This is a genomic window from Hymenobacter defluvii (assembly GCF_017589435.1).
In the GTDB taxonomy this organism is placed as follows: Bacteria; Bacteroidota; Bacteroidia; order Cytophagales; family Hymenobacteraceae; genus Hymenobacter; species Hymenobacter profundi.
On the sequence record NZ_JAGETX010000002.1, the window covers coordinates 624,165 to 645,394 of the forward strand.

The 21,230-nt window shown below is 53.4% G+C and carries 18 protein-coding genes; 9 read left to right on the plus strand and 9 right to left on the minus strand.

All coding sequences use genetic code 11. The annotated features are described in order from the left end of the window. Positions 1–56: 56 nt before the first annotated feature. The 3 genes from J4D97_RS06740 (at position 57) to nth (ending at position 1,675) form a co-directional block, all read left to right on the plus strand. Positions 57–695 (plus strand): RNA polymerase sigma factor, encoded by a 639-nt coding sequence (locus J4D97_RS06740; protein WP_208306896.1) that lies wholly within the window; start codon positions 57–59, stop codon positions 693–695. After that, the gene (locus J4D97_RS06745; protein WP_208306897.1) at positions 631–861 is read left to right on the plus strand and encodes a hypothetical protein; all 231 of its coding nucleotides are present in this window, start codon (positions 631–633) and stop codon (positions 859–861) included. Before J4D97_RS06740 ends, J4D97_RS06745 begins: the two co-directional genes overlap by 65 nt. A 109-nt stretch (positions 862–970) precedes the next feature. Then, the gene (gene nth / locus J4D97_RS06750; protein ID WP_208306898.1) at positions 971–1,675 is read left to right on the plus strand and encodes an endonuclease III; all 705 of its coding nucleotides are present in this window, start codon (positions 971–973) and stop codon (positions 1,673–1,675) included. A gap of 43 nt (positions 1,676–1,718) precedes the next feature. Here nth and J4D97_RS06755 read toward each other — a convergent pair whose 3' ends face one another. Together J4D97_RS06755 and J4D97_RS06760 are read right to left on the minus strand one after the other, a co-directional pair. Next, entirely contained in the window at positions 1,719–2,948 is a 1,230-nt protein-coding gene (locus J4D97_RS06755) for a glycosyltransferase family 4 protein (RefSeq protein WP_208306899.1), read from the minus strand. Positions 2,949–3,038: 90 nt separating this feature from the next. Next, entirely contained in the window at positions 3,039–4,046 is a 1,008-nt protein-coding gene (locus J4D97_RS06760) for a gliding motility lipoprotein GldB (RefSeq protein WP_208306900.1), read from the minus strand. Positions 4,047–4,151: 105 nt separating this feature from the next. On the opposite strand from J4D97_RS06760, the gene J4D97_RS06765 reads away from it, so the two are divergent. Continuing rightward, a complete protein-coding gene (locus J4D97_RS06765) occupies positions 4,152–4,829 on the plus strand; it encodes a porin family protein (RefSeq protein ID WP_208306901.1) in 678 nt (225 codons plus the stop codon). Between the two features lie 218 nt (positions 4,830–5,047). On the opposite strand, the gene J4D97_RS06770 is transcribed toward J4D97_RS06765, so the two are convergent. From J4D97_RS06770 to J4D97_RS06780, 3 genes are all read right to left on the minus strand, one after another. Next, positions 5,048–6,655, minus strand: coding sequence for an Rne/Rng family ribonuclease (locus J4D97_RS06770; RefSeq protein WP_208306902.1), 1,608 nt, complete (start codon positions 6,653–6,655; stop codon positions 5,048–5,050). Between the two features lie 393 nt (positions 6,656–7,048). Next, the gene (locus J4D97_RS06775) at positions 7,049–7,948 is read right to left on the minus strand and encodes a tetratricopeptide repeat protein (protein ID WP_208306903.1); all 900 of its coding nucleotides are present in this window, start codon (positions 7,946–7,948) and stop codon (positions 7,049–7,051) included. Positions 7,949–8,026: 78 nt separating this feature from the next. Next, positions 8,027–8,332, minus strand: a complete 306-nt coding sequence (locus J4D97_RS06780) for an HU family DNA-binding protein (RefSeq protein WP_185282339.1) — start codon at positions 8,330–8,332, stop codon at positions 8,027–8,029. 192 nt (positions 8,333–8,524) lie between these two features. Here J4D97_RS06780 and mutY point away from each other — a divergent pair, with 192 nt between their 5' ends. From mutY to recG, 4 genes are all read left to right on the plus strand, one after another. After that, a complete protein-coding gene (mutY, locus tag J4D97_RS06785; protein WP_243900173.1) occupies positions 8,525–9,610 on the plus strand; it encodes an A/G-specific adenine glycosylase in 1,086 nt (361 codons plus the stop codon). Between the two features lie 92 nt (positions 9,611–9,702). Continuing rightward, positions 9,703–10,128: a single-stranded DNA-binding protein gene (locus J4D97_RS06790; protein WP_185282338.1), complete on the plus strand. Its 426-nt coding sequence runs from the start codon at positions 9,703–9,705 to the stop codon at positions 10,126–10,128. 250 nt (positions 10,129–10,378) lie between these two features. Beyond that, entirely contained in the window at positions 10,379–10,975 is a 597-nt protein-coding gene (gene gldD, locus J4D97_RS06795) for a gliding motility lipoprotein GldD (protein ID WP_208306904.1), read from the plus strand. 94 nt (positions 10,976–11,069) lie between these two features. Continuing rightward, positions 11,070–13,169, plus strand: a complete 2,100-nt coding sequence (gene recG, locus J4D97_RS06800) for an ATP-dependent DNA helicase RecG (RefSeq protein WP_208306905.1) — start codon at positions 11,070–11,072, stop codon at positions 13,167–13,169. Positions 13,170–13,229: 60 nt separating this feature from the next. On the opposite strand, the gene J4D97_RS06805 is transcribed toward recG, so the two are convergent. Next, positions 13,230–13,478, minus strand: a complete 249-nt coding sequence (locus J4D97_RS06805) for a hypothetical protein (protein WP_185282335.1) — start codon at positions 13,476–13,478, stop codon at positions 13,230–13,232. Positions 13,479–13,821: 343 nt separating this feature from the next. Between J4D97_RS06805 and J4D97_RS06810 the strand changes: the two genes are divergently transcribed. Continuing rightward, the gene (locus J4D97_RS06810; RefSeq protein WP_208306906.1) at positions 13,822–15,270 is read left to right on the plus strand and encodes a hypothetical protein; all 1,449 of its coding nucleotides are present in this window, start codon (positions 13,822–13,824) and stop codon (positions 15,268–15,270) included. 190 nt (positions 15,271–15,460) lie between these two features. Here the strand turns inward: J4D97_RS06810 and J4D97_RS06815 are convergent, their stop codons facing one another. From J4D97_RS06815 to J4D97_RS06825, 3 genes are all read right to left on the minus strand, one after another. Further along, positions 15,461–17,248, minus strand: a complete 1,788-nt coding sequence (locus J4D97_RS06815; RefSeq protein WP_185282333.1) for an acyl-CoA dehydrogenase family protein — start codon at positions 17,246–17,248, stop codon at positions 15,461–15,463. A gap of 221 nt (positions 17,249–17,469) precedes the next feature. Then, complete coding sequence (locus J4D97_RS06820; RefSeq protein WP_208306907.1) at positions 17,470–18,654, minus strand: thiolase family protein; 1,185 nt, start codon at positions 18,652–18,654, stop codon at positions 17,470–17,472. Positions 18,655–18,774: 120 nt separating this feature from the next. Continuing rightward, complete coding sequence (locus tag J4D97_RS06825; protein WP_208306908.1) at positions 18,775–21,183, minus strand: 3-hydroxyacyl-CoA dehydrogenase/enoyl-CoA hydratase family protein; 2,409 nt, start codon at positions 21,181–21,183, stop codon at positions 18,775–18,777. Between the last annotated feature and the right edge of the window lie 47 nt (positions 21,184–21,230).

Sequence of the window (21,230 nt, forward strand, 5' to 3'; positions counted from 1 at the left end):
ACCCGGTAACCCCACTCTATGGCCTGAAGCTCTACGTTCCTTAACTCGTAGCCTTTATGGAAACCATGCAGCCGAGCGATTCCGCTCTCATATCCCTTTACATTACCGGTAAAGAATCAGCTTTCGAAATCTTATTGGAACGGCATAAAAGCCGGGTGTTTACCACGATTATGCTGATCGTGCGCGACGAAGACGTGGCCGATGATTTGGTGCAGGACACCTTCATCAAGGCCATTCACACGATGAAAAGCGGGCGCTACAACGAAGAAGGGAAGTTCTCCTCCTGGATCTGCCGTATTGCGCACAATCTTGCCATCGACTTCTTCCGGCGCGAAAAACGTAGCCCTTTATTGAATCTGGATACAACAAGCCATGCCTTCAATTCGTTAAGTCTTGCGGAAGAGGGCGCGGAAGCGCAGCTCACCCGCGAGGAGACGTACGCCCGGCTCCGGGAGTTGATTCAGGACCTGCCAACGGCCCAGAAGGAAGTGCTCATCATGCGCCATTACGGCGATATGAGCTTCCAGGAAATAGCCGATGCCACGGGAGTCAGCATCAACACCGCACTGGGTCGTATGCGCTACGCGCTAATCAACCTGCGGAAAAAGATGGCCGCGCAACCCGTGTTCTATGATCAAAACCTTTACCCAAGAGAAGCTGCTCCAGTACGTGTACAACGAGCTGCCAGCGAATGAACAACAGGCTCTAGAGCAAGCGCTCCAGCACGACCCCGAGCTAGCCGCGCAGTGTGCCGACCTACTCTTGACGCTACGTGCTCTCACGGCCGTTCGCCAGGCGCCTAGCGAGGCTACTGCCCAGAATATTCTGCGCTACTCGCGTACGTTCCCGCATTCTTCCTAAAGGCTACCCTACCGAGCTACGTTCAGTCCCTGCGTTTCTGACCAGGCCCGAACGTAGCTCGGCGCGGTTATGTACTTTTGACCGATGTTTCTCACCGGTCCTTCTTTCTATGCGCAAGCCTGAGCGGTATCGTCGCTTTCTGGAATATTTTACCACGCACTTCCCCGCCCCCGAAACGGAGCTGCACTACGCCAATCCCTACGAGCTGATTGTGGCCGTAGTGCTCAGCGCTCAGTGTACCGACAAGCGCGTGAACCAAATAATGCCGGCCCTGATCCAGCAGTTTCCTACCCCGGCGCATCTGGCAGCGGCTTCGGCCGAGGAGGTTTTCCCCTTTATCCGCAGTGTTTCCTACCCCAACAACAAGGCGAAGCACTTAGCAGGCCTAGGTAAGATGCTGGTTGAGGACTTTGGCAGCGAAGTACCCAGTACCATTGAGGAGCTACAGCGCCTACCAGGGGTAGGCCGCAAAACGGCCAACGTAGTAGTATCGGTTATCTACAACCAGCCCGCTATGGCCGTGGACACTCACGTGTTTCGGGTGTCGCACCGATTAGGCTTGGTAAGCCGAACGGCTACCACGCCACTAGCGGTAGAGAAGGAATTGGTCCGCTACATTCCTGAGGAGCTGATTCCAAAAGCGCATCACTGGCTGATTTTACACGGCCGCTACATCTGCGTGGCCCGCACACCAAAGTGCAGCAGCTGCCCACTCACCGACTTTTGCCAGTATTATGCTACTCAAGTAGCTCCTGTTTTAGACACGGAAAAGCCTGTTTCGAGGCTGAAACTCCCTAAGAAGTCTGATATCTAGTACAACTTAGTTTAAAACAAGTATCTGCTAGTACAATCACAGATCATTGTTGCTTTGCGCTCTGCTCCAGAATCTTCTGCATGGTAGCGGCGAGCTGCTGCCGATCGAAATACTGCTGTGCTACTTGTTGCCCGGCTTGGCCAGCCGCCAAGACAGTAGCCGGTTCCGCCAGCAATTCTGCCACGCGGTCGGCCAACGCTGAGGCATTGCTGGCTGGCACGTACCAGCCGCAGTTGTGCGCTTCCACCAGTTCCTTGGTCCAGCCAGGATTCGTGACGATAACTGGCGTGCCTACCGCCAGACTATCGTATAGCTTGGCCGGCGAATTGGCATCTAGTACGGGCAGCCCCAGAAAAGAAACGACCGATAAATCGGCCAGCCGAAACCACGCGAAGACGGCGTGTCGGGCCTGCGGCGGTACCAGCCGGATAGCAGCGCAACGGGCGGCAGCGGCTTGCACCAACGGTTCATCGTAGCCGTGTCCCATAAACAGCCAAACCAGGGTAGGGTGGTCGTCAGCTAGTTGCTCGGCGGCGGCCAGCATGGTAGGGATATCGTTGGCTCGGCCAAAGGTGCCAGCGTACAATATTACCCATCGGTTTTGCAAATCATATTCCTGTCGGAGCGCAGCTACGGCTTCATCGGTGGCTAGTGCGGCCAGCTCCAAATCAGTACCATTGAGGATGGTTGTTACTTTCTCTTCTCCAAAACGCCATTTCTTACCTTTCGCCAACCCTGTTTCAGTGACGGTGCTGCTCATATCCGGCGAAAGCGTCACGATTTGCTGTGCCGAGCGGTACAAGCCGTATTCCATCTGATGCAGACGCCGCTGCGCCCACTTGCTCGGAACAGCGCCCATGGCAATCGGGAAAGCGGGCCATAGGTCTTGCACTTCGAACACCCACGGCACCCCGCGCAGCCGCGCCACCTGTGCGGCTGCCCACGCAGCCGTTAGCGGGGTCGAAATTCCCCAAATAACGTCGGGCTTATCGATTCGTAGGCCTTCACGAATGGCGTAGGTGGCGTAGCGTCCGAAGGATAATAGCCGCCGCCCTACCCCCATTTTGTTTTCGTACGACACTGTTGCATTACGCACCTCTACCCCTTCCGGTATCCAAGGGTAGCGGTGCGTAATGCGCAGTCGCTCCCAAGTGTTCGTAGTAATCAGCGTGATACGATGCGTGCGCGCCAAATGAGCCAGCAACGCGTAGTGCCGACTAGTAGCCGGACAGTCGGGGTTGGTGTGGTGTTGGCTGAATATGGCGATGTGCATGCTAATCAATTAAAAACCAAGAGTTAGAAATTAAAAGCTGCCCGAGCGTATATAGTCCGTCGAGACGACTTTTAACTCAACTCCTAATTTTTAATTCCTCTTTGGCTTGTAGTGTGAGTCATTGAGAATGCGTTGGGCATCGCGCTGAGCCATGAGTTGTGGCAGGGTTGTTTCGGGGTGCTGCTCCATGTATTTGCGCACAATCTGCAAGCCTACCCAGGCGCCCAGGCGGCCGGGTGCCGTCTTGTCTATTTCGGGCGTAGCAGGTCGTTCGCCAATGTATTTTTTGATAACGAATGGGTCAGCAGTATACAGCAGATTCTTCTCGATGAAGTGCGCCCAGATTTTTCCCTCGTTGAACTGCACACCAGCCAATTCCTTGTTTGTGTAGCCCATCAGCAACGAATCGGGTGTGCAAGGCAGCATTTTTTCGGCGAAATAGAGGCTTTTACCAAACTGCACCATATCGCGCAGCATGGTATGGTTGCTGGTCAAAGAGCGGTTGTACTTGCTGGAAATGGTGAGGGCCAGCGCCGGCAGCACGTGCGCAGGGGTATAGCGCCGGTTGATATAGGCCGGCACATCGGCACGGTAAGAGGCAGTAGGCCCCACAAAGAAATCCAGGCTGAGCACAATCAGGCTGTCATTGGCAAATAGCGCATCCTTTTCTGGCTCCTTACCTAAGCCGCTCACGAAGGTCTTCACTGGCGGCACCCGAAAACCAGGGTAGTAATAGCGCACATGTTGGAACAAGCCACGCAGTTGTTGCTGCAAGCTATCCGTGTTCTGAAAGACGGCCTCCGTCTCGCGGCCTAGCTTCTGCAAGCCAACGTTGGTAGCCAGTTGGGCCATGGTTTGCGCCAATTGCTCAGAACCGTAGCGTCCTTCCAGCAAGTATTGACGCGCAAACAGCGGATGCTGATCCAAAAACTGCTGGGCTTCGGCCGGGTTTTTGATTTGAAAAAATGGCTTTTCCAATCGTTCCAGCTGCACTGGCGCCTCTACTTTTGCTATGTCGGGATTCTGTTCGCAGTCGGAGCCGGTAGAGCAGGACGTGAGCAGGAACCCGCCCAGCAGGGCCACTAGCAAAGTACGCATCGGGATTAGGTTGTACATCACACGTATATTTGAGGCGAAAATAGCCAAAAGCAAACGCTACGCCGTTTGCTTTCTTTTCTTACTGCCGATAATTCGGCCCGCTCTATGAAAAAACTTCTGCTTGCCCTAGGTGTAACCTTTCTGACCGCTGGTGCAGCTTCTGCTCAGGTTGAGATTGGCTTGAAAGTTTCGCCTTCTATCACCAATCTTCGGGCCGATTCGCCCCGCAACGCCACCGGCTTCCAAAATGAGAAGGCGAAAATAGGCTTCGGCGGTGGTGTTATTATTGACTACTTCTTTGGTCAAAACTATGCGTTCAGCTCCGGCTTATTCCTGACCGGTAAAGGCGGTACTGTTTCCTACCTCGACCCGAGTACTAGCACGCGCTATAATCAGAAAATTGGTGTACAGTATTTGGAGGTACCTGTATCGTTGAAGCTGTTCACCAACGATATTTCTGAAGGAACCAAAGTATATTTCCAAGTAGGCGGCACACTAGCGGGGGCTATTTCTGCCCGTATCGACGGCGAGAAATTCTACCAGGATCCTGGTAACAGCAACGCCGAAACACGCGCCAGCAAGCACGTTATTATTCCCGATGTAGGCCTGCTTGGCGGTGCTGGTGTTGAATATCTGCTAGGCCAAAGCACCCGTTTGATAGCTGGCCTCTCCTATCATCACGGCATCGTCAATATTGACCGGTACTTTGATAACACCCGCAAATTCAACAACGTCACGCTAAAAAATAGTGAAGTAGCACTGGATTTGGGGATTAAGTTTTAACCCGGCGAATTAAAATACGTCTGTCCTCCTGAGCTTGCGAAGGACCTTATCACGATAGAACGAGTCGTTGGTAAGATGGTCGTTCAACGGGCATAAGGTCCTTCGCAAGCTCAGGAGGACAGATGCATTCTAATGCAAAACCCACCATTGAAAAGCCCGCCCTACTCTCGGAGTAAGGCGGGCTTTCTTCTTATTCAGGGGAGATTTTCGCAGAAAAATCAGTCCGTTATTTCTATTTCGCGGTCTTGCATACGGCTCATGGCCGCTGCGGCTGAGTGCAGTTCGATGTCCTCGCCGTGCTCGTCCTCGATGCGGTAGTCGGTGAGGCCCAGACTGGTGTCCTTCATCACCTTCACCCACTTATAGTATTTCAAGTACCACTTCATCTGCCTCGATACCAGACCTTTGGTGTAGTAAGCGTGCAGGAAAGGATGTACGTAGAGCGTAATACCCGACTGGTTTTGCGTCAGCAGCAAATCATCAATGCTATTGTCTATTTCGTCGGTGACCAAGATAGAAGCTGAGATTTTGCCGGTACCGCCGCAGGTAGGGCACACCTCGCCGGTTACGATGGCCTCGGCGGGGCGCACGCGCTGCCGCGTAATTTGCAGCAGCCCAAACTTAGTAATGGGCAGAATGGTGAACCGTGCTTTGTCGTGCTTCATCACGTCGCGCACAGCGTCCTCCACCTTCTTGCGGCTCTCCGCCGACTTCATATCAATGAAGTCGACGACGATGATGCCGCCCATGTCGCGCAGGCGTAGTTGTCGGGCTACTTCTTTGGCCGCCAACATGTTAATCATGAGGGCTGTGGCCTCCTGGTCGCCTTCCTGGTTACTTTTGTTGCCTGAGTTTACGTCAATAACGTGCAGAGCCTCAGTATGTTCAATCACCAGATAGCCACCACCAGGCACCGACACCGTTTTGCCAAACAGCGTTTTCAGCTGTTTCTCAATATTGTGCTGCTCAAACACTTTCACCTTGCCGGTGTGGAGCTTGAGTAGCCCTAGCTTGTCGGGGGCAATTTTTTGGAGGTAGCCGCGCATCTCGTCGTGCAAAGCCGGCGAGTCTACGATGATGGAATCAAACGACTCGTTGAGCATATCGCGCAGCATGGAGCTGCTACGGCCCAGCTCGCCCAAAATCTTATCGTTCGGCTTGGCCTTACGCAGGGTTTGGAAGAGCTGTTCCCAATTATCGATCATGCTTTGCATGTCCTTATCCAGTTCGGCCACCTCGCGTCCTTCGGCCACAGTGCGGATAATAACCCCGAAATTATCAGGCTTAATAGACTGGATAAGGCGCTTGAGCCGGTCGCGCTCCGTGCGGCTCACGATTTTCTTAGAAACGCTGATAACGTTGGAAAACGGTACCAGCACCAGATAGCGCCCCGCCATCGAAATATCGGTAGATAGACGCGGTCCTTTGGTAGAAATGGGCTCCTTCACGATCTGCACCAGCAATTGCTGACCTTTTTTGAGCGTGTCGGCTACCTTCCCTACCTTATCTAGTGGTCCTTCAAACTGAAACGTTTTGAGCGGACCAACGGTAATTTTCTGCGATTGTACGCCTTTCACCCACTTATTCAGCGACGGGAAGTTCTCCCCCAAGTCGCCGTAGTGCAGAAAAGCGTCTTTTTGATACCCGATATCAATGAACGCGGCGTTCAGACCGGGCATAACTTTCTTGACCGTACCCAGGAAAATGTCGCCAACGGAATAGTTGGTGTCGTTGCGGTCGAAATGATATTCGAGCAACCGTTTATCCTGAAGCAGGGCAATTCGTTCTCCCTCCTGAGTAGAATTAATGATTAATTCGTTACTCAATGGATTAGGTTAATTAAGCAACTCCCTGGCTGGCAAAACCCTACACCACCCGAAACCCGCAAAGGGAAGCCAGTGCGCACGGCACCAGCTTCCCTTTCAGGCCACGGGGAAAGCATACGGCTAGCCACTCTCGGGGAATTTATATGAGAGATAGACGGACATTTCCTACATCGGAAACAACCGCCAGCAGACCCCGGAAGGCTTACTTCTTCTTATGACGATTCTTGCGTAGACGCTTCTTCCGCTTGTGGGTGGCAATCTTATGACGCTTTCTCTTTTTACCGCAGGGCATGAGTTGATGGGTTAAGGGTTAAAACTTGAATTACGTAGGCTTTGGGAAACCTCGTACCAGCCGAGGGACGGCAAAGGTACGGATTTCATTCCGTAGCTTCTTTATTGCAGCTTTTGCAGTTGTTCGGCAACTGAGGCGGCCAAGCCAGGGTCATTACTTAGGCTTTTGGCCTTAGCAAACGCAACCTTTGCTTCCTCCTTGGCACCAGTTTGAGCCAAGGCAACGCCTAGGTAGAACTGCCCTTCCACATTATTGGGATGGGCAGCAGTCAATTCCCGAAAGCGCTCCACTGCTTTGTCGTACTGATTGCTTTGCATCGAAAGCAGCCCGAGGTTGTAGAGCGCCTTTTCATTTTTAGGGTCGGCGGCAATCACTTCCCGCAACAACGTGACGCCCTGCACTGGGTTGTCGCTGGCCATGTAGGCCATACCCAGGTTAGTTTTTGCGTTCAGGTTGTCGGGGTTGTTTTTGAGCACCCGCTCGTACAATTCCCGTGATTTGGCGCCCAACATCTTCCCTCGCTCGGCGGTAGCCGCAAAGCTGAAGGCCTCGAAATACTCATCGGCAGCACGCTGCCAGGCTTGCTCACCGGGCCGGGCTAGGGCTACTTGCTCGTAGTAATAGCCTGCACTATCAAACTTTTCGACTGCCTTGTATTGCTTTGCCAAATCGGTGGCCAAGCGCAGCTTGGTGTCGCGGTCGGTGGTAGCATTGTATTGCCCTAGCAAACCATTAATGCTGCTCCGTTGCTGAGACGTAAGCGACATGTGGGGCTGCTCCGGGGTAGCACCGGCTGGTCGGCCATCGGCTTCTACTGAAGCTGTGGAAGGCGCAGCAGCTCCTTGGTCGCGATTGGCGGTGCGGGCAGCTGTTTGAGCCGTAAGCTCGCTTTCACCCTGTTTGGGCTTCACAATTACCTTCGGCAACAGAAACAACGCAATAACCAGGGCAACGGCTATAGCAACAACAGTGAGCTGGTGAGAAGATTTTGATCGGGCCATGCAGAAAAAGCAGGCCGTCGGGTAGTTCCCAAGAAAGGGCGCCCGACGGCTCCGCCGCAATAGTACAACAACAAAAAGTTAGGCGTTAGCCGTTTCTTTGATCTTTTTGCTGTTCTTGATTTTGCCGATGAATGTTTTCGACGGCTTGAAGCTCGGAATAAAGTGCTCGTCGATGATGATCGAGGTATTTTTCGAGATGTTGCGCGCCACTTTCTTTGCCCGCTTCTTGTTTACGAAGCTACCGAAGCCGCGCACGTAGATGTTGTTGCCTTCGGCCATCGAGTCCTTTACTACTTTAAAGAAGGCTTCAACGGTTGCGGACACGTCTGCTTTCTCAATGCCAGTTTTATCGGCAATTTCGGCGATTACTTCTGCTTTAGTCACGCTGGTAAGTGTACTATGGAGTGAAAAAATGTACTGGGCAATTTCCCCGTTCAACACGTAAGCCTTTGCCCACTAGGCTGTTCGCTTCCGAATTGGGGCCACAAAGGTAGGTTGCTTTTTTGGTTTTCCAATTTTTTTCCCACAATCCCGGCCTCTGTCCTATTTTTTTACAAGTCTTTCTGACTCACTGTTTTGAACAACGTTCCTCCTACTTCTGTTCATTCCGCTTTCGCGATTACCCTGCTCAACTGGTATCCGCGCCACCGCCGCGACCTACCTTGGCGCCACACTCGTGACCCGTATGCCATTTGGCTATCGGAGGTGATTTTGCAGCAAACCCGCGTGAAGCAGGGCCTGCCTTACTACCTCGATTTCATCAACTCCTACCCTACCGTGCAGGACTTGGCGACTGCTCCCGAAGATGAGGTGCTGCGCCATTGGCAGGGCCTGGGCTACTATTCTCGTGCTCGCAACATGCACCATACCGCCCAGCAGGTAGTGCGTGAGTACGGCGGCAAGTTTCCGACTACCTATGTCGAGTTGTTGAAGCTGCGCGGGGTAGGACAATACACGGCTGCCGCCATTGCTTCTTTTGCGTTCGACGAGAAAGTGGCGGTGCTGGATGGCAACGTGTTTCGGGTGCTGAGCCGCGTATTTGGCCTCACGCAGGATATTGCCGCGCCAGCTAGCCGCAAAGTGTTTCAGCAGTTAGCCGATACGCTGATTTCAGCCGATGCGCCGGCTGAGTTCAATCAGGCTATCATGGAGTTTGGGGCTATTCAGTGCACGCCGGTGAAGCCAGACTGTCTGTTTTGCCCGTTGCAGGCGCAGTGCTATGCCTTTCAGCACGGCATGGTGGCCGAATTGCCCATCAAGAGCAAAGCCAAAGCAACCCGCACGCGCTATTTTCACTACTTGGTACTACGTCACGCCGACAAGGTGTACATGCGTAAGCGTACTGGCAAAGACATTTGGCAGGGCCTCTACGATTTCGCTTTGACGGAAACAGACTCAGCCGAGTTATCGGCGGTGGAGGTTTTGCGTCGGGTAGAAGCTTTGGGTGGTACGATAGTTTCAGATAGAGCCGAGGAACCTTCGGCGGCCTACCGGCACGTGCTTAGCCACCAGAAGCTGGAGGCCCGGTTCTACCCTATTCAGTTGCAGGCGGCTTTGCCTGTTGCGGCATTGCAGGAACTAGGGTTGGCCGCGTTCAGCGTTGCAGAAGTGGAGGCCTTACCTAAGCCCATTCTTATCACTAAGTATATTAGCAAAAAGTGAAATAATTCAGCTAAAAAACTTGGAATATATATTTTCATCTATTACTTTTAGAACAGTAAATACTATGTCACACAGAACGAAAAAGTAACACTATGGCAGGCATCAACAAAGTCATCCTGATTGGCAACTTGGGCAAAGACCCGGAGATTCGGCATCTGGAAGGCGGCGTCAGCGTCGCAAACTTCACCCTGGCCACCAACGACTATTACAAAGACAAGCAGGGCAACCGCGTGGAGCGCACCGAGTGGCACAACATCACGGCGTGGCGCGGGTTGGCTGAAATGGCTGAGAAATTCTTGAAGAAAGGTCAGCAGGTGTACGTGGAAGGTAAACTCCGCACGCGCCAGTACCAGGACAAGGACAACCAGACGCGCTACATCACGGAGATTGTAGCCGATGAGCTAACCATGCTGGGCGGCCGCCCGCAAGGAGATGGTACTACCCCCGCGGCGGAGCAATCTGCCGCGGCTACGGTCACGTTCCGGCAAGAGCCGGAGCTTGACCAATTGCCGTTTTAATCATCTCCTACCTGGCCTTTCTGAGCCTCGGCACGCTGCTGGGGCTTTTTGCGTTGTAGGGGCAGCTTGCAGCTGCCCCTCGTTGCTGATGTTGTTTAGAAGCAATTGAGTAAACTGCGAGGACAGGTAGGAACAGTGGAATTCTCAATTGCCGCTGACATTGTTTAAAACCAGCAAACAACGGGCGGCCATAATATGCCCCTACCGCCTTATATGCTACCTTTACTACGTGAACTCTGCCTTGCTTCGTATGCCTGTTTCCGCTTCCCTACGTGGCCTTAGCGCCGCGCTGAGCTTTTTGCTGCTGGCAACCGGCTGCTCGTCGGCTCCCGATTACACGCCGAAACCCAAAGGCTACAACCGCATCGACCTGCCACCGCACAGCTACCAGCAGTTAGCGCCGGGGCATCCGTATACGTTTCAGTATTCGCAACAAGCACGCATTCTGCGCGACTCTTCCTACTTGGCACAGCCGCACTGGCTGAACATCTACTACCCTCAATTGCACGCCAATGTGCAGATCACGTACGCCGACTTAAAGGGGAACCATCAGCTTTACAATAAGCTGTTGGAAGATGCGCGCAAGCTCACCAGCAAGCACGAAATAAAAGCAACAGCCATCGACGAGAGTACCATGAAAACGCCCAACGGCATGCGCGTGTCGGTGTTTGAGTTGCAGGGCGAAGTACCTAGTCAGTTTCAGTTCTACACAACTGATAGTACTCGACATTTCTTCCGGGGCGCGCTATATTTTCGCACCGCCACCGCCAACGACTCGCTGGCGCCGGTGATTGAGTACGTGAAGCAGGACGTAATGAAGCTACTGAACACGTTGAAGTATCAATAATTTAGCTGTTAGCTAATAGCCATTGGCTGTTAGCTTTCCGCAAACTCCTTTTTTTGAAGCGAATAGCTAACAGCCAATGGCTAACAGCTAGTAGATGAGTAATTTCTTTCAGACTAAAATAGAGTACCTGCGGGGCGTGGGCCTGCAACGGGCGCAGCTGTTGCAAAAGGAGCTAGGCATCTTCACCTACGGCGACCTGATTCAGCGCTACCCTTTCCGCTACCTTGACCGCACGCAGTTCTACAACATCGTGGACCTGCACGATGACCTACCTTTCGTGCAGGTGAAAGGCATCTTGCGCAACCGCGAGGTGATTGGCGAAGGCCCCAAGAAACGCATGGTGGCCAAGGTAGCCGACGCCAGTGGCGAGCTAGAGCTAGTGTGGTTTAAGGGAGTGAATTACCTGGAGAAGATTATCAAGAATCACCAGGAGTACATTGTATTCGGCAAGCCTACCATGTTCAACGGCCGGCCCCAGATGGCCCATCCGGAACTAGAGGAAGTGACGGAACAGAAGATCGGCCAGAGCTTTTTGCAACCGGTATACAATACCACCGAGAAGCTTAAAAACTACCACCGCATCGATAGCAAAGCCATCATGCGCATGGTGGCCGACTTGCTGAAGCTGGCCTTGCCTCAGGTAACGGAAACGTTGTCGCCCTACCTTATTCAGCAGTATGGCTTGATGAGCAAGGCTAACGCCTTGCAGCAGATTCACTTCCCGCAGAGCACCGAGCTGTTGCAAGCTGCGCGCTTTCGCCTGAAGTTTGAGGAGCTATTCTATGTGCAGCTCAAGCTCCTGCGCCAGCGCGACCAGCGGAAGGTAGAGTTGGCTGGGCAGATCTTTAAGGAGGTACCCTCGCTGGTGCATTTCTACAAGAACGTGATGCCCTTCGACCTTACCGGCGCGCAAAAGCGTGTTATTCATGACATATACAAGGATTTTTGCTCAGGAAAGCAGATGAATCGCCTATTGCAAGGCGACGTAGGCTCGGGCAAAACCATCGTAGCGTTTATCTCCATGCTGATGGCTGCCGACAACGGTGCCCAAAGCTGCCTGATGGCTCCCACCGAAATCCTGGCCGATCAGCACTATACTGGTTTAAAGGTGTACGCTGATATGCTGGGCCTGAAAATCGGGTTGCTGACGGGGAGTACGCGCACGGCGGCGCGGCGGGTACTGCACGAGCAATTGCGCTCGGGCGAGATGCACATGCTGGTAGGCACGCACGCGCTGCTGGAAGATGTAGTGCAGTTCCGCAACCTGGGCCTCACCATCATGGACGAGCAGCACCGGTTTGGGGTAGCGCAGCGCTCGAAGCTGTGGCAGAAAAATCCGCATGTGATTCCGCATGTGCTGGTGATGACGGCCACGCCCATTCCGCGCACACTAGCCATGACACTCTATGGCGACCTGGATGTGTCGGTGATTGACGAGCTGCCGGCCGGCCGCAAGCCCATCATCACAGTCCATCGTTACGACTCCAACCGCCTGAAAGTATTTCAGTTTCTGCGCGACCAGATCAACCTGGGTAGGCAGGTGTACATTGTGTACCCGCTGATTGAGGAAAGCGAGGCCATGGCCGACTATAAGGACCTAATGGATGGCTACGAGAGCGTAGAGCGAGCTTTCCCGGAATTTCAGATAAGCATTGTGCATGGGCGCATGACCGCTGGCGAGAAGGATGCCGAAATGCAGCGCTTCGTAGAGCGCAAAACCCAGATCATGGTGGCTACCACCGTAATTGAGGTAGGCGTGAACGTACCCAACGCCTCGGTAATGGTGATTGAAAGCACTGAGCGGTTTGGTCTTTCGCAGTTGCACCAGCTGCGCGGCCGGGTAGGACGCGGCGCTGACCAGAGCTATTGTATCCTGATGTCGGGCTATAAGCTTAGTAAGGAGTCACGCACCCGCATTGAAACGATGGTGCGCACCAACAACGGCTTCGAAATCGCCGACATCGACCTAAAGCTGCGCGGCCCCGGCGACTTGATGGGCACTCAGCAAAGCGGTGTACTGGACCTGTTGATTGCCGATTTGGCTAAAGATGCCCGCATTTTAACAGAGAGCAGAGCTGCTGCTAATCAGCTTTTGCAAGAGGACCCTACCCTACAATTGCCCCAAAATCAGAATATCCGGCACCATATAGAGTCACTACCGGCTACGGCCGTCAACTGGAGCCGCATTAGCTGATGCCGTAGAAACGGTATCATACAAAAAAGACGACCTGATGGGTCGTCTTAAGGAAACTACTTACTGATTGACTACCTCATTGGTAGTGAAATAGGCGGGGGTAATTCGCCATGGCTGCTGGTTTTCCTGTACACTCACCACCTGAGGGTATAATTGGCGAGTGAAGAAAGAAATTGGCTGCGTGGAGGTTGCTTCTAACGATAACGAATCGGGGGCGATAGTGATAACTGCTTCAGGCGACTGCTGCTTTACGAGCTTGCCAACTACAAGTAAACCTGAAAGCAACAACGATTTTGCTAAGAACTTCATAAAGGAAAGGTATTTGTAGTCTTTCTGACACAAAGTTGAGACCAACTTCTGTGCATCACTTGTTTTTTTGTATTTAGCTAATCTTACTCTTCAGCACAACGTCACTTTTTCGCAAGCTTTGCACCGCACATTTTTCCTTTTCATTCCTGTATCCGGCTGCAAAGTAAAGGCATTTTCAGCTAATAGCGGTTAATCAAACTATTAAGCTTCTATGAAACTTACGCTTTGCAATAGACTATTTTTCGTCAGTCCGGCTCATATACGTAAACACCTGATAATTGGTCACTTTTGCGCAGTGCTTTTCACTGATTTTTTTCTGAAACCATCTTAAATTCCTTTATCTGTGAGGCTTACATTTTTGTCATTCAGCATCCTATTGGGCAGCACATTACTGGCTCCGAAGGTGATGCAAGCACAGAAAACGAAATCGGTATCGTTTGCATACCTCCCCGAGCAATCATATGACCGATACAATCAGCGTGTCTCCCAAAAGACCCTTTCGCAGCCAGATGGTGGTTTTTTGATTTTAGCACATAAATCAGTTTCGGGCTACGCCGTAGAGCGTTATGATGGCGAACTAAAACGTGTATGGAGTACCGATTTACCACTAACAGCGGAAGAAAGCATTGAAGGATTTGCGCAAAGCAACCAGCAAGCTACCGTAGTAATATACCGCAAAACCAGTGCGGCTCAGCAGCTCACGGCTTACACATTCGATCTGAAAACAGGTCAAAAAAGCGTTGGGAAGAAATTAACAGAAGCCGGTCTGCGTGACCGACGCCCAGGCGTTGCTTTTTCACCGGATGGCACCCACACGGTAGCGTGGCGCTACCTCACCCGCGAACAGCAAATAAAGGCTATCATTGCTGATGTGTATGACGCGCAACTTTCCCAAGTGAAAGAGCGCACCTACGATTTCCATGATCAGGGTGCTTTTTTTTCCACTACTGTTAGCCTAGGCAACGATGGCACGCAGTACGTAACGCTGCTCAGCGACGGGATGAAAAAGCTGAGTGTGCGGCGCTACCTTAATACCAGCACGGAAGTGAAGGTGATGTCGGTAGCGCTTGGGGGCGTGTTTGGCGGGCAGGAGGTGATGGTGTTCGATACGAAGTTTAGTCTGCAACCTGATAACACTTTGTACGCCGCTGCTATTTGTACCGAACGCAAAACTGGCCTTTATCACAGTCTGAAAGCCGTTCGATTTGACTTCACCGACGAGGGCGACATGAAGTTTGCGCCGGAAGTGAAGTTCTCGCCTGACTACTTAGCCGAGGTAAACAAAGCAACCCAAGGCACCAGCAAACGTCTAGAAGACATTTACTTGGCCCAGTTGCTTGTGAATGAGGATAAGCAACTGGTCATCATCGCGCAAAAACAGTACGAAGAAGGCGGCGAGAACTCACCGATTCATTCGCGGGAGTTGCACCTGTTTGGGTACAATGAGTTTTTGGCGCCTCGCTGGCACACCATCATCAACAAAAACCAGGTAGCCCCACCCGCCGAAGCCTTCTCCAGCATCGGCTTTCGTGCGGCTATATTTGGCCCGGACCTGCAACTCCTGACGGAGGAGACCATCAAAGGAAAATCTGACCTATATGTGCGCCACGTGGACATGACAACCGGCGTAGTGCAAGAGCCAAAAGGATTAGGCCTGAAGGTAGCCAACGACCAAAACCTGGCTTACGTGAAGGACTTCACTACCTGGGCCGATGCCAAAACCATTATCGGTGTAAGCCGCCCAAGTAAGAAATCCGCCGCGTTGATGCTAAATAAGATTGTAGTGAAGTAATCTGAACCACGGATTCGCTCGGATTTATCAGAATACACGGATTTTTTGGACAATACGTTCATTGCCTACTCAGCAATAAAAGAGGGCGACCCATTTGGGTCGCCCTCTTTCTGTATCAATCATACGGTAGATCAGCGGTCCACGAAATCCGTGTAATACGTGTAATTCGAGCGAATCCGTGGTTCAGACGTTAATACACATACTCATTCGCCTCGATCAGCTTGGCGGCGATGCGGCGGCGAGCTTCCTTGGCGTTGAATAGATCTACCTTCGTGAAGCGCTTGAGACCGAGTGAGAGGAGGCGTTGTTCGTCGCCTTCTACCATGGAAGCAATAGCATCTTTGCCGGCTTTGTTCACGATGTCTACGGCGTCGGCGAGGTAGACGCGGGCAATATCGATTTGCGTGGCCAGGGCCTCTTCACCTTTTTCATTGGCTTCTTTCTCTACCCGCAGAATGGTGCTTTCGGCCACATAGGTTTTGATGGCCATGTCGGCAATGTTCATCAGGATTTCCTGCTCCTTGGCCAGCGAGTTCATATACTTCTGCACGGCCGTGCCCGCTACCATCAGAATAGCTTTTTTCAGCTTCTGAATAGTCTTTTTCTCGGTGGCAAACAGGCCCGTTTCCTCTTCCACGTTGAAGTCGGGAATGGCCATTAGCTCGTTTTGCACGTCTTGGGCCGGTCCCATCAGGTCCAGTTCGCCTTTCATGGCTTTCTTCAAAATCATGTCTACGGAGAGTAGGCGGTTGATTTCGTTGGTACCCTCGAAGATGCGGTTGATGCGCGAGTCGCGGTAGGCACGGTCCATGGGGTAGTCGGCCGAGAAGCCATAGCCGCCGTAGATCTGCACACCTTCGTCGGTCACAAAGTCCAGTACCTCCGAGCCTTCTACCTTCAGCATAGCGCACTCTACGGCAAACTCGCGGGCAGCGCCCAGTAGCGCCTCGTTGGCACCCTGACCCTGGGCCAGCAATTCCTGCTCGGTACGGTAGATGTCCATACCGGCGCGGTAAATAGCCGATTCTACGGCGTAGATCCGTACCGCTTGCTCGGCCAGCTTGTGCCGAATGGCGCCAAACTTCGAGATAGGCAGGTTGAACTGCACCCGCTCGTTGGCGTATTTCACGCTCAGGTCGGCGGCCATTTTGCAAGCGCCCAGGCACGCGGCAGCCAGCTTAATACGACCAATATTCAGAATGTTGAAGGCAATGAGGTGGCCTTTGCCAATCTCACCCAACACATTTTCCTTGGGCACCTTCACATCCGACAAGAACACCTGCCGGGTAGAAGAACCCTTGATGCCCATCTTGTGCTCCTCGTTGCCGAAAGTCAGGCCGGGCGTGTCGCGCTCCACGATGAAGCCTGTAAACTTCTCGCCGTCAATTTTGGCAAACACGATAAATACGTGCGCAAAACCGGCGTTGGTAATCCACATTTTCTGGCCGTTGAGCACATAATGCTCCCCGTCTTCGGTCAGTACGGCTTTGGTTTTCGCACCCAGTGCATCGGAGCCGGAGCCAGGCTCGGTGAGACAGTAGGCGCCTACCCACTCGCCGGTGGTCAGCTTGGGAATGTATTTCTGCTTCTGTTCCTCAGTACCGAAATACAGAATGGGCAGCATGCCGATGCCTGTGTGCGCCGCAAATGCCACCGGAAACGAGTGGCCACCCCCTACCCCTTCCGTCACCAGCAGGGCCGTGTTGAAGTCCATATCGTACCCGCCATATTGCTCGGGAATGCTCACGCCAAACAGGCCCAACTCACCGGCTTTCTTCATCAGGTCTTCCATCAGGCCTTCCTCGTGGTTGTCGAGGCGCTCTAGCAGGGGCTGCACCTCGCTGGCAATGAAGTCCAGACAGGTTTGGTGCATCATGCGCTGCTCTTCGGAGAATTCAGCGGGCGTAAAAACATCCTGGGCGTTGGTTTCTTTGATAATGAATTCGCCGCCTTTGAGGGGTTTCTGCGTTACTTCCATGGTCGGGTGCGGTGTGTTACTGTTGGGTGAAATGCTAATTCTAAAAGGGTAAAACTGCTCGGCTTGCCGAGTATATCAAGACTTTAAGAGGTCTATATTCAAGTATCGAAAGATACGAAAATTTGTTATGCTTGCCGAGTAGTTAACGAAAAGAAAACCCCGATTGGTTCGGGGAGTTCTTCTCAAAAACGTCATTTCAACCAGCGGGAGAAATGACCTTACTACTTCAGCAACTCATAAATACCCGCTACACCCTGGCCGCCGCCTACGCAGGCTGTCACCATACCATACTTCTGGCCGCGCTGGCGCAGCTCATCAAACAGTTGAATGCTGAGCTTTGCGCCGGAGCAGCCCAGCGGGTGGCCCAGAGCAATAGCACCGCCGTTCACGTTCAGCTTATCTGGGTCAATGCCTAATTCGCGCTGCACGGCAATGCTCTGGGAGGCGAAGGCTTCGTTTAGCTCAATCAGGTTGATGTCTTCGAGTTTCATACCGGCTTGCTTCAGCACTTTCGGTACGGCCTTTACTGGACCCATGCCCATGATACGCGGGTCTACCCCTTCGGTGGCGTAGTTCACCATACGGGCCACGGGTTCCAGATTCAATTCCTTCACCATGCGCTCCGACATCACCAGCACGAAGGCTGCGCCGTCAGAAGTCTGGGACGAGTTGCCGGCCGTCACGGTGCCACCTTGGGCAAACACCGGCCGCAGTTTGGCCAGGGCCTCCAGCGAGGTATCGGCGCGCGGGCCTTCGTCGGTATCCACCACGTAGGAGCGGGTTTTCTTCTTACCACTAGCCGCATCCACGTAGGTTTCTTCTACTGTGATGGGTACAATCTGGTCTTTGAACTTGCCTTCGGCAATAGCCTTCAAAGCCTTTTGGTGCGAGTTGTAGGCAAACTGGTCCTGGTCTTCGCGGGAGATGCCATAGTCTTTGGCAACGGCTTCGGCGGTAAGGCCCATGCCCATATAGTAGTCGGGGTGGGCCTTGGCCAGCTTGTAGTTAGGCACGGTTTTCCAGCCTACGGTGGGCACCATGCTCATGCTTTCGGCCCCGCCAGCTACGATGCAGTTGGCCATGCCGGCGGCAATTTTGCCCACGGCCATTGCAATGGTTTCCACACCGGAGCCGCAGTAGCGGTTCACAATGAGGCCGGGCACGTTGAGGGGTAGGGAGAGTAGGGAAATCAGGCGGCCCATTTGCAGGCCTTGCTCGGCCTCGGGCACGGCGTTGCCTACTATCACATCGTCGATGCGGGTGGGGTCGAGGGCGGGCACGGTAGAAACCAAGTGCTTGATGACGTCGGCGGCGAGGTCATCGGTACGGGTGAAGCGGAAGCCGCCGCGCGGAGCTTTGCCCACGGCAGTTCTATATCCAGCAACTATATAAGCTTGTTGAGACATGGTATTTTCTTTGTCATCCTGAACGCAGCGAAGGACCTTATCACGCCCGCGCCGTTGGGAATATGAGTGCCGACGAAAGCAGCCGTGATAAGGTGCTTCCTTCGTCAGCATGACAAAAACTTAATTACGCAGCGGCTTGCCCGTGGTCAGAATCGACTGAATGCGCTCCAGCGTTTTCCGCTCGCCGGTCAGGCTTAGGAAGGCTTCACGCTCCAGGTCCAGCAGGTATTGCTCGCTCACTTCGGTAGGGGCCGATAGGTCGCCGCCGCACATCACGTAGGCCAGCTTATCAGCAATTTTCTGGTCGTGGGCCGAGATGTAGTTGCCTTCCTTCATAGCAAACACGCCGGTATTGAACATCGCCAGCGCGCCGCGGCCATGTACTTTGATGTTAGTTTTGGGTACGGGCTGAGTATAGCCGGCATCAGCCAGTTCCAAAGCAGCCGCTTTGGCTTGCGCAATGACGCGGTTGCTGTTCACTACAATTTCGTCGCCCCGACGCAGGAAACCCAGATCAAACGCCTCAGCGGCGGAGGTAGAAACCTTGGCCGTGCTGATGGTCATGTAGGTGTTGCGCAACAGATTGTATTCCGGCTCGCCTTCCTCATACTTGGCGGCGGTGCGCAAGGTCATTTCCTTGGTGCCGCCCCCGCCGGGAATCAGCCCTACCCCAAATTCGACGAGACCCATATAGGTTTCGGCGGCGGCTACTACTTTGTCGCAGTGCAGATTCAGCTCGCAGCCACCTCCCAGCGCCAAGCCGTGGGGCGTGCCTACTACCGGAATGCTGGAGTAGCGCATGCGCATCATGGCTTGCTGAAACTGGGCAATCATTAGATTCAGCTCGTCGTAGTCTTGCTCCAGGGCAAACATGTACACCAAGCCCAGGTTAGCGCCGGCCGAGAAGTTGGGTGCGTCGTTACCCACCACCAGGCCGCGGTAGCCTTTTTCGGCCATGTCCACGCCTTTCATTAGACCCTGAATCACGTCGGAGCCCATGGCGTTCATCTTCGAGTGAAACTCCACATTCAGGATACCGTCGCCGAGGTCGAGGACTGAGGCACCGGCGTTCTTCCACAAGACTTTACCGGCCGCGCGCAGGTTGTCGAGAATAATGAAGTTCTCTACCCCCGGAATCGGCTGATAAGTCTTCGACTCATTATTATAATACTGACGCGTGCCTTTCTCGTCTACTTTGTAAAAGGTGGTGTGACCGGCAGCCAGCATCTCCCCTACCCACGGCGCCACGGTTTTGCCTTCGGCCTCGGCCAGTTCTAACCCTTTTTGCACGCCCAGCGCGTCCCAGGTTTCGAAGGGTCCTAGCTCCCAGCCGAAGCCAGCGCGCAAGGCATCATCAATTTTGTAAAGCGCGTCCGTAATTTCGGGGATGCGGTTGCTGACGTAGGCAAACAGCCCGGCAAACGACTTACGGTAGAATTCGCCCGCTTTGTCTTTGCCGCCCACCAGTATCTTGAAGCGGTCGGCCACCTTTTCGATAGGCTTGGTGGCTTCCAGGGTAGAGAACTTGATTTTCTTGCTCGGCTGGTACTCCATCGAGTTCAGGTCGAGGGCCAGGATTTCGGTTTTGCCGCCCGCGCCTTTGGTTTTCTTGTAGAAGCCCTGACCGGTTTTATCGCCCAACCATTTGTTCTCGTTCATCTTCTGCACGAAGTTGGGTAGGGTAAATACCGCTTTGGCTTCGTCGTGGGGTAAGCTTTGGCCGAGGCCGTTGGCTACGTTCACGGTCGTATCCAGCCCTACCACATCGGAGGTGCGGAAGGTAGCCGACTTGGCGTGACCAATCACCGGGCCGGTCAGCTTATCCACTTCCTCTACCGTCAGGCCCAGCTCTTGCATCACGTGCATGGCGTCGAGCAGGCCAAATACGCCTACCCGGTTGGCAATAAAGCCAGGCGTATCCTTGGCGAGCACTACGGTTTTGCCCAGGTACAGGTCGCCATAGTGTTGCAGGAAATCCACTACCTCCGGCTTGGTGTCGGGGGTAGGGATGATTTCGAGCAGCTTGAGGTAGCGCGGCGGATTGAAGAAGTGCGTGCCGCAGAAGTGCTGCTTGAAGTCCTCAGAACGACCCTCAGCCAACAGGTGAATCGGGATGCCGGAGGTGTTGCTGGTGATGAGCGTGCCCGGCTTGCGGAACTGCTCTACCCGCTCGTACACGCTCTTTTTAATATCGAGCCGCTCCACGACTACCTCAATGGTCCAGTCGCAGGAGGCAATATCTTTCAGGTTATCATCAAAGTTGCCGGTCTTGATTTTGGACACGTCCTGCTTGCGGTAGAGCGGCGAGGGGTTGGACTTCACGGCGGCTTCCAGGGCGCTGTTCACAATGCGGTTACGCACCTGCGGCTTGTCCAGCGTCAGTCCCTTTTTCTCTTCGTCGGAGGTCAGTTCTTTCGGCGCAATGTCGAGCAGCAGCACCTGTACGCCAATGTTAGCGAAGTGACAGGCAATACGCGAACCCATCACGCCAGAGCCCAGCACCGCTACTTTCTTGATAATTCTATTCATATGTTTAGCTGTTAGCTGATGGCTATTAGCCGTTAGCAGTTGTTCTG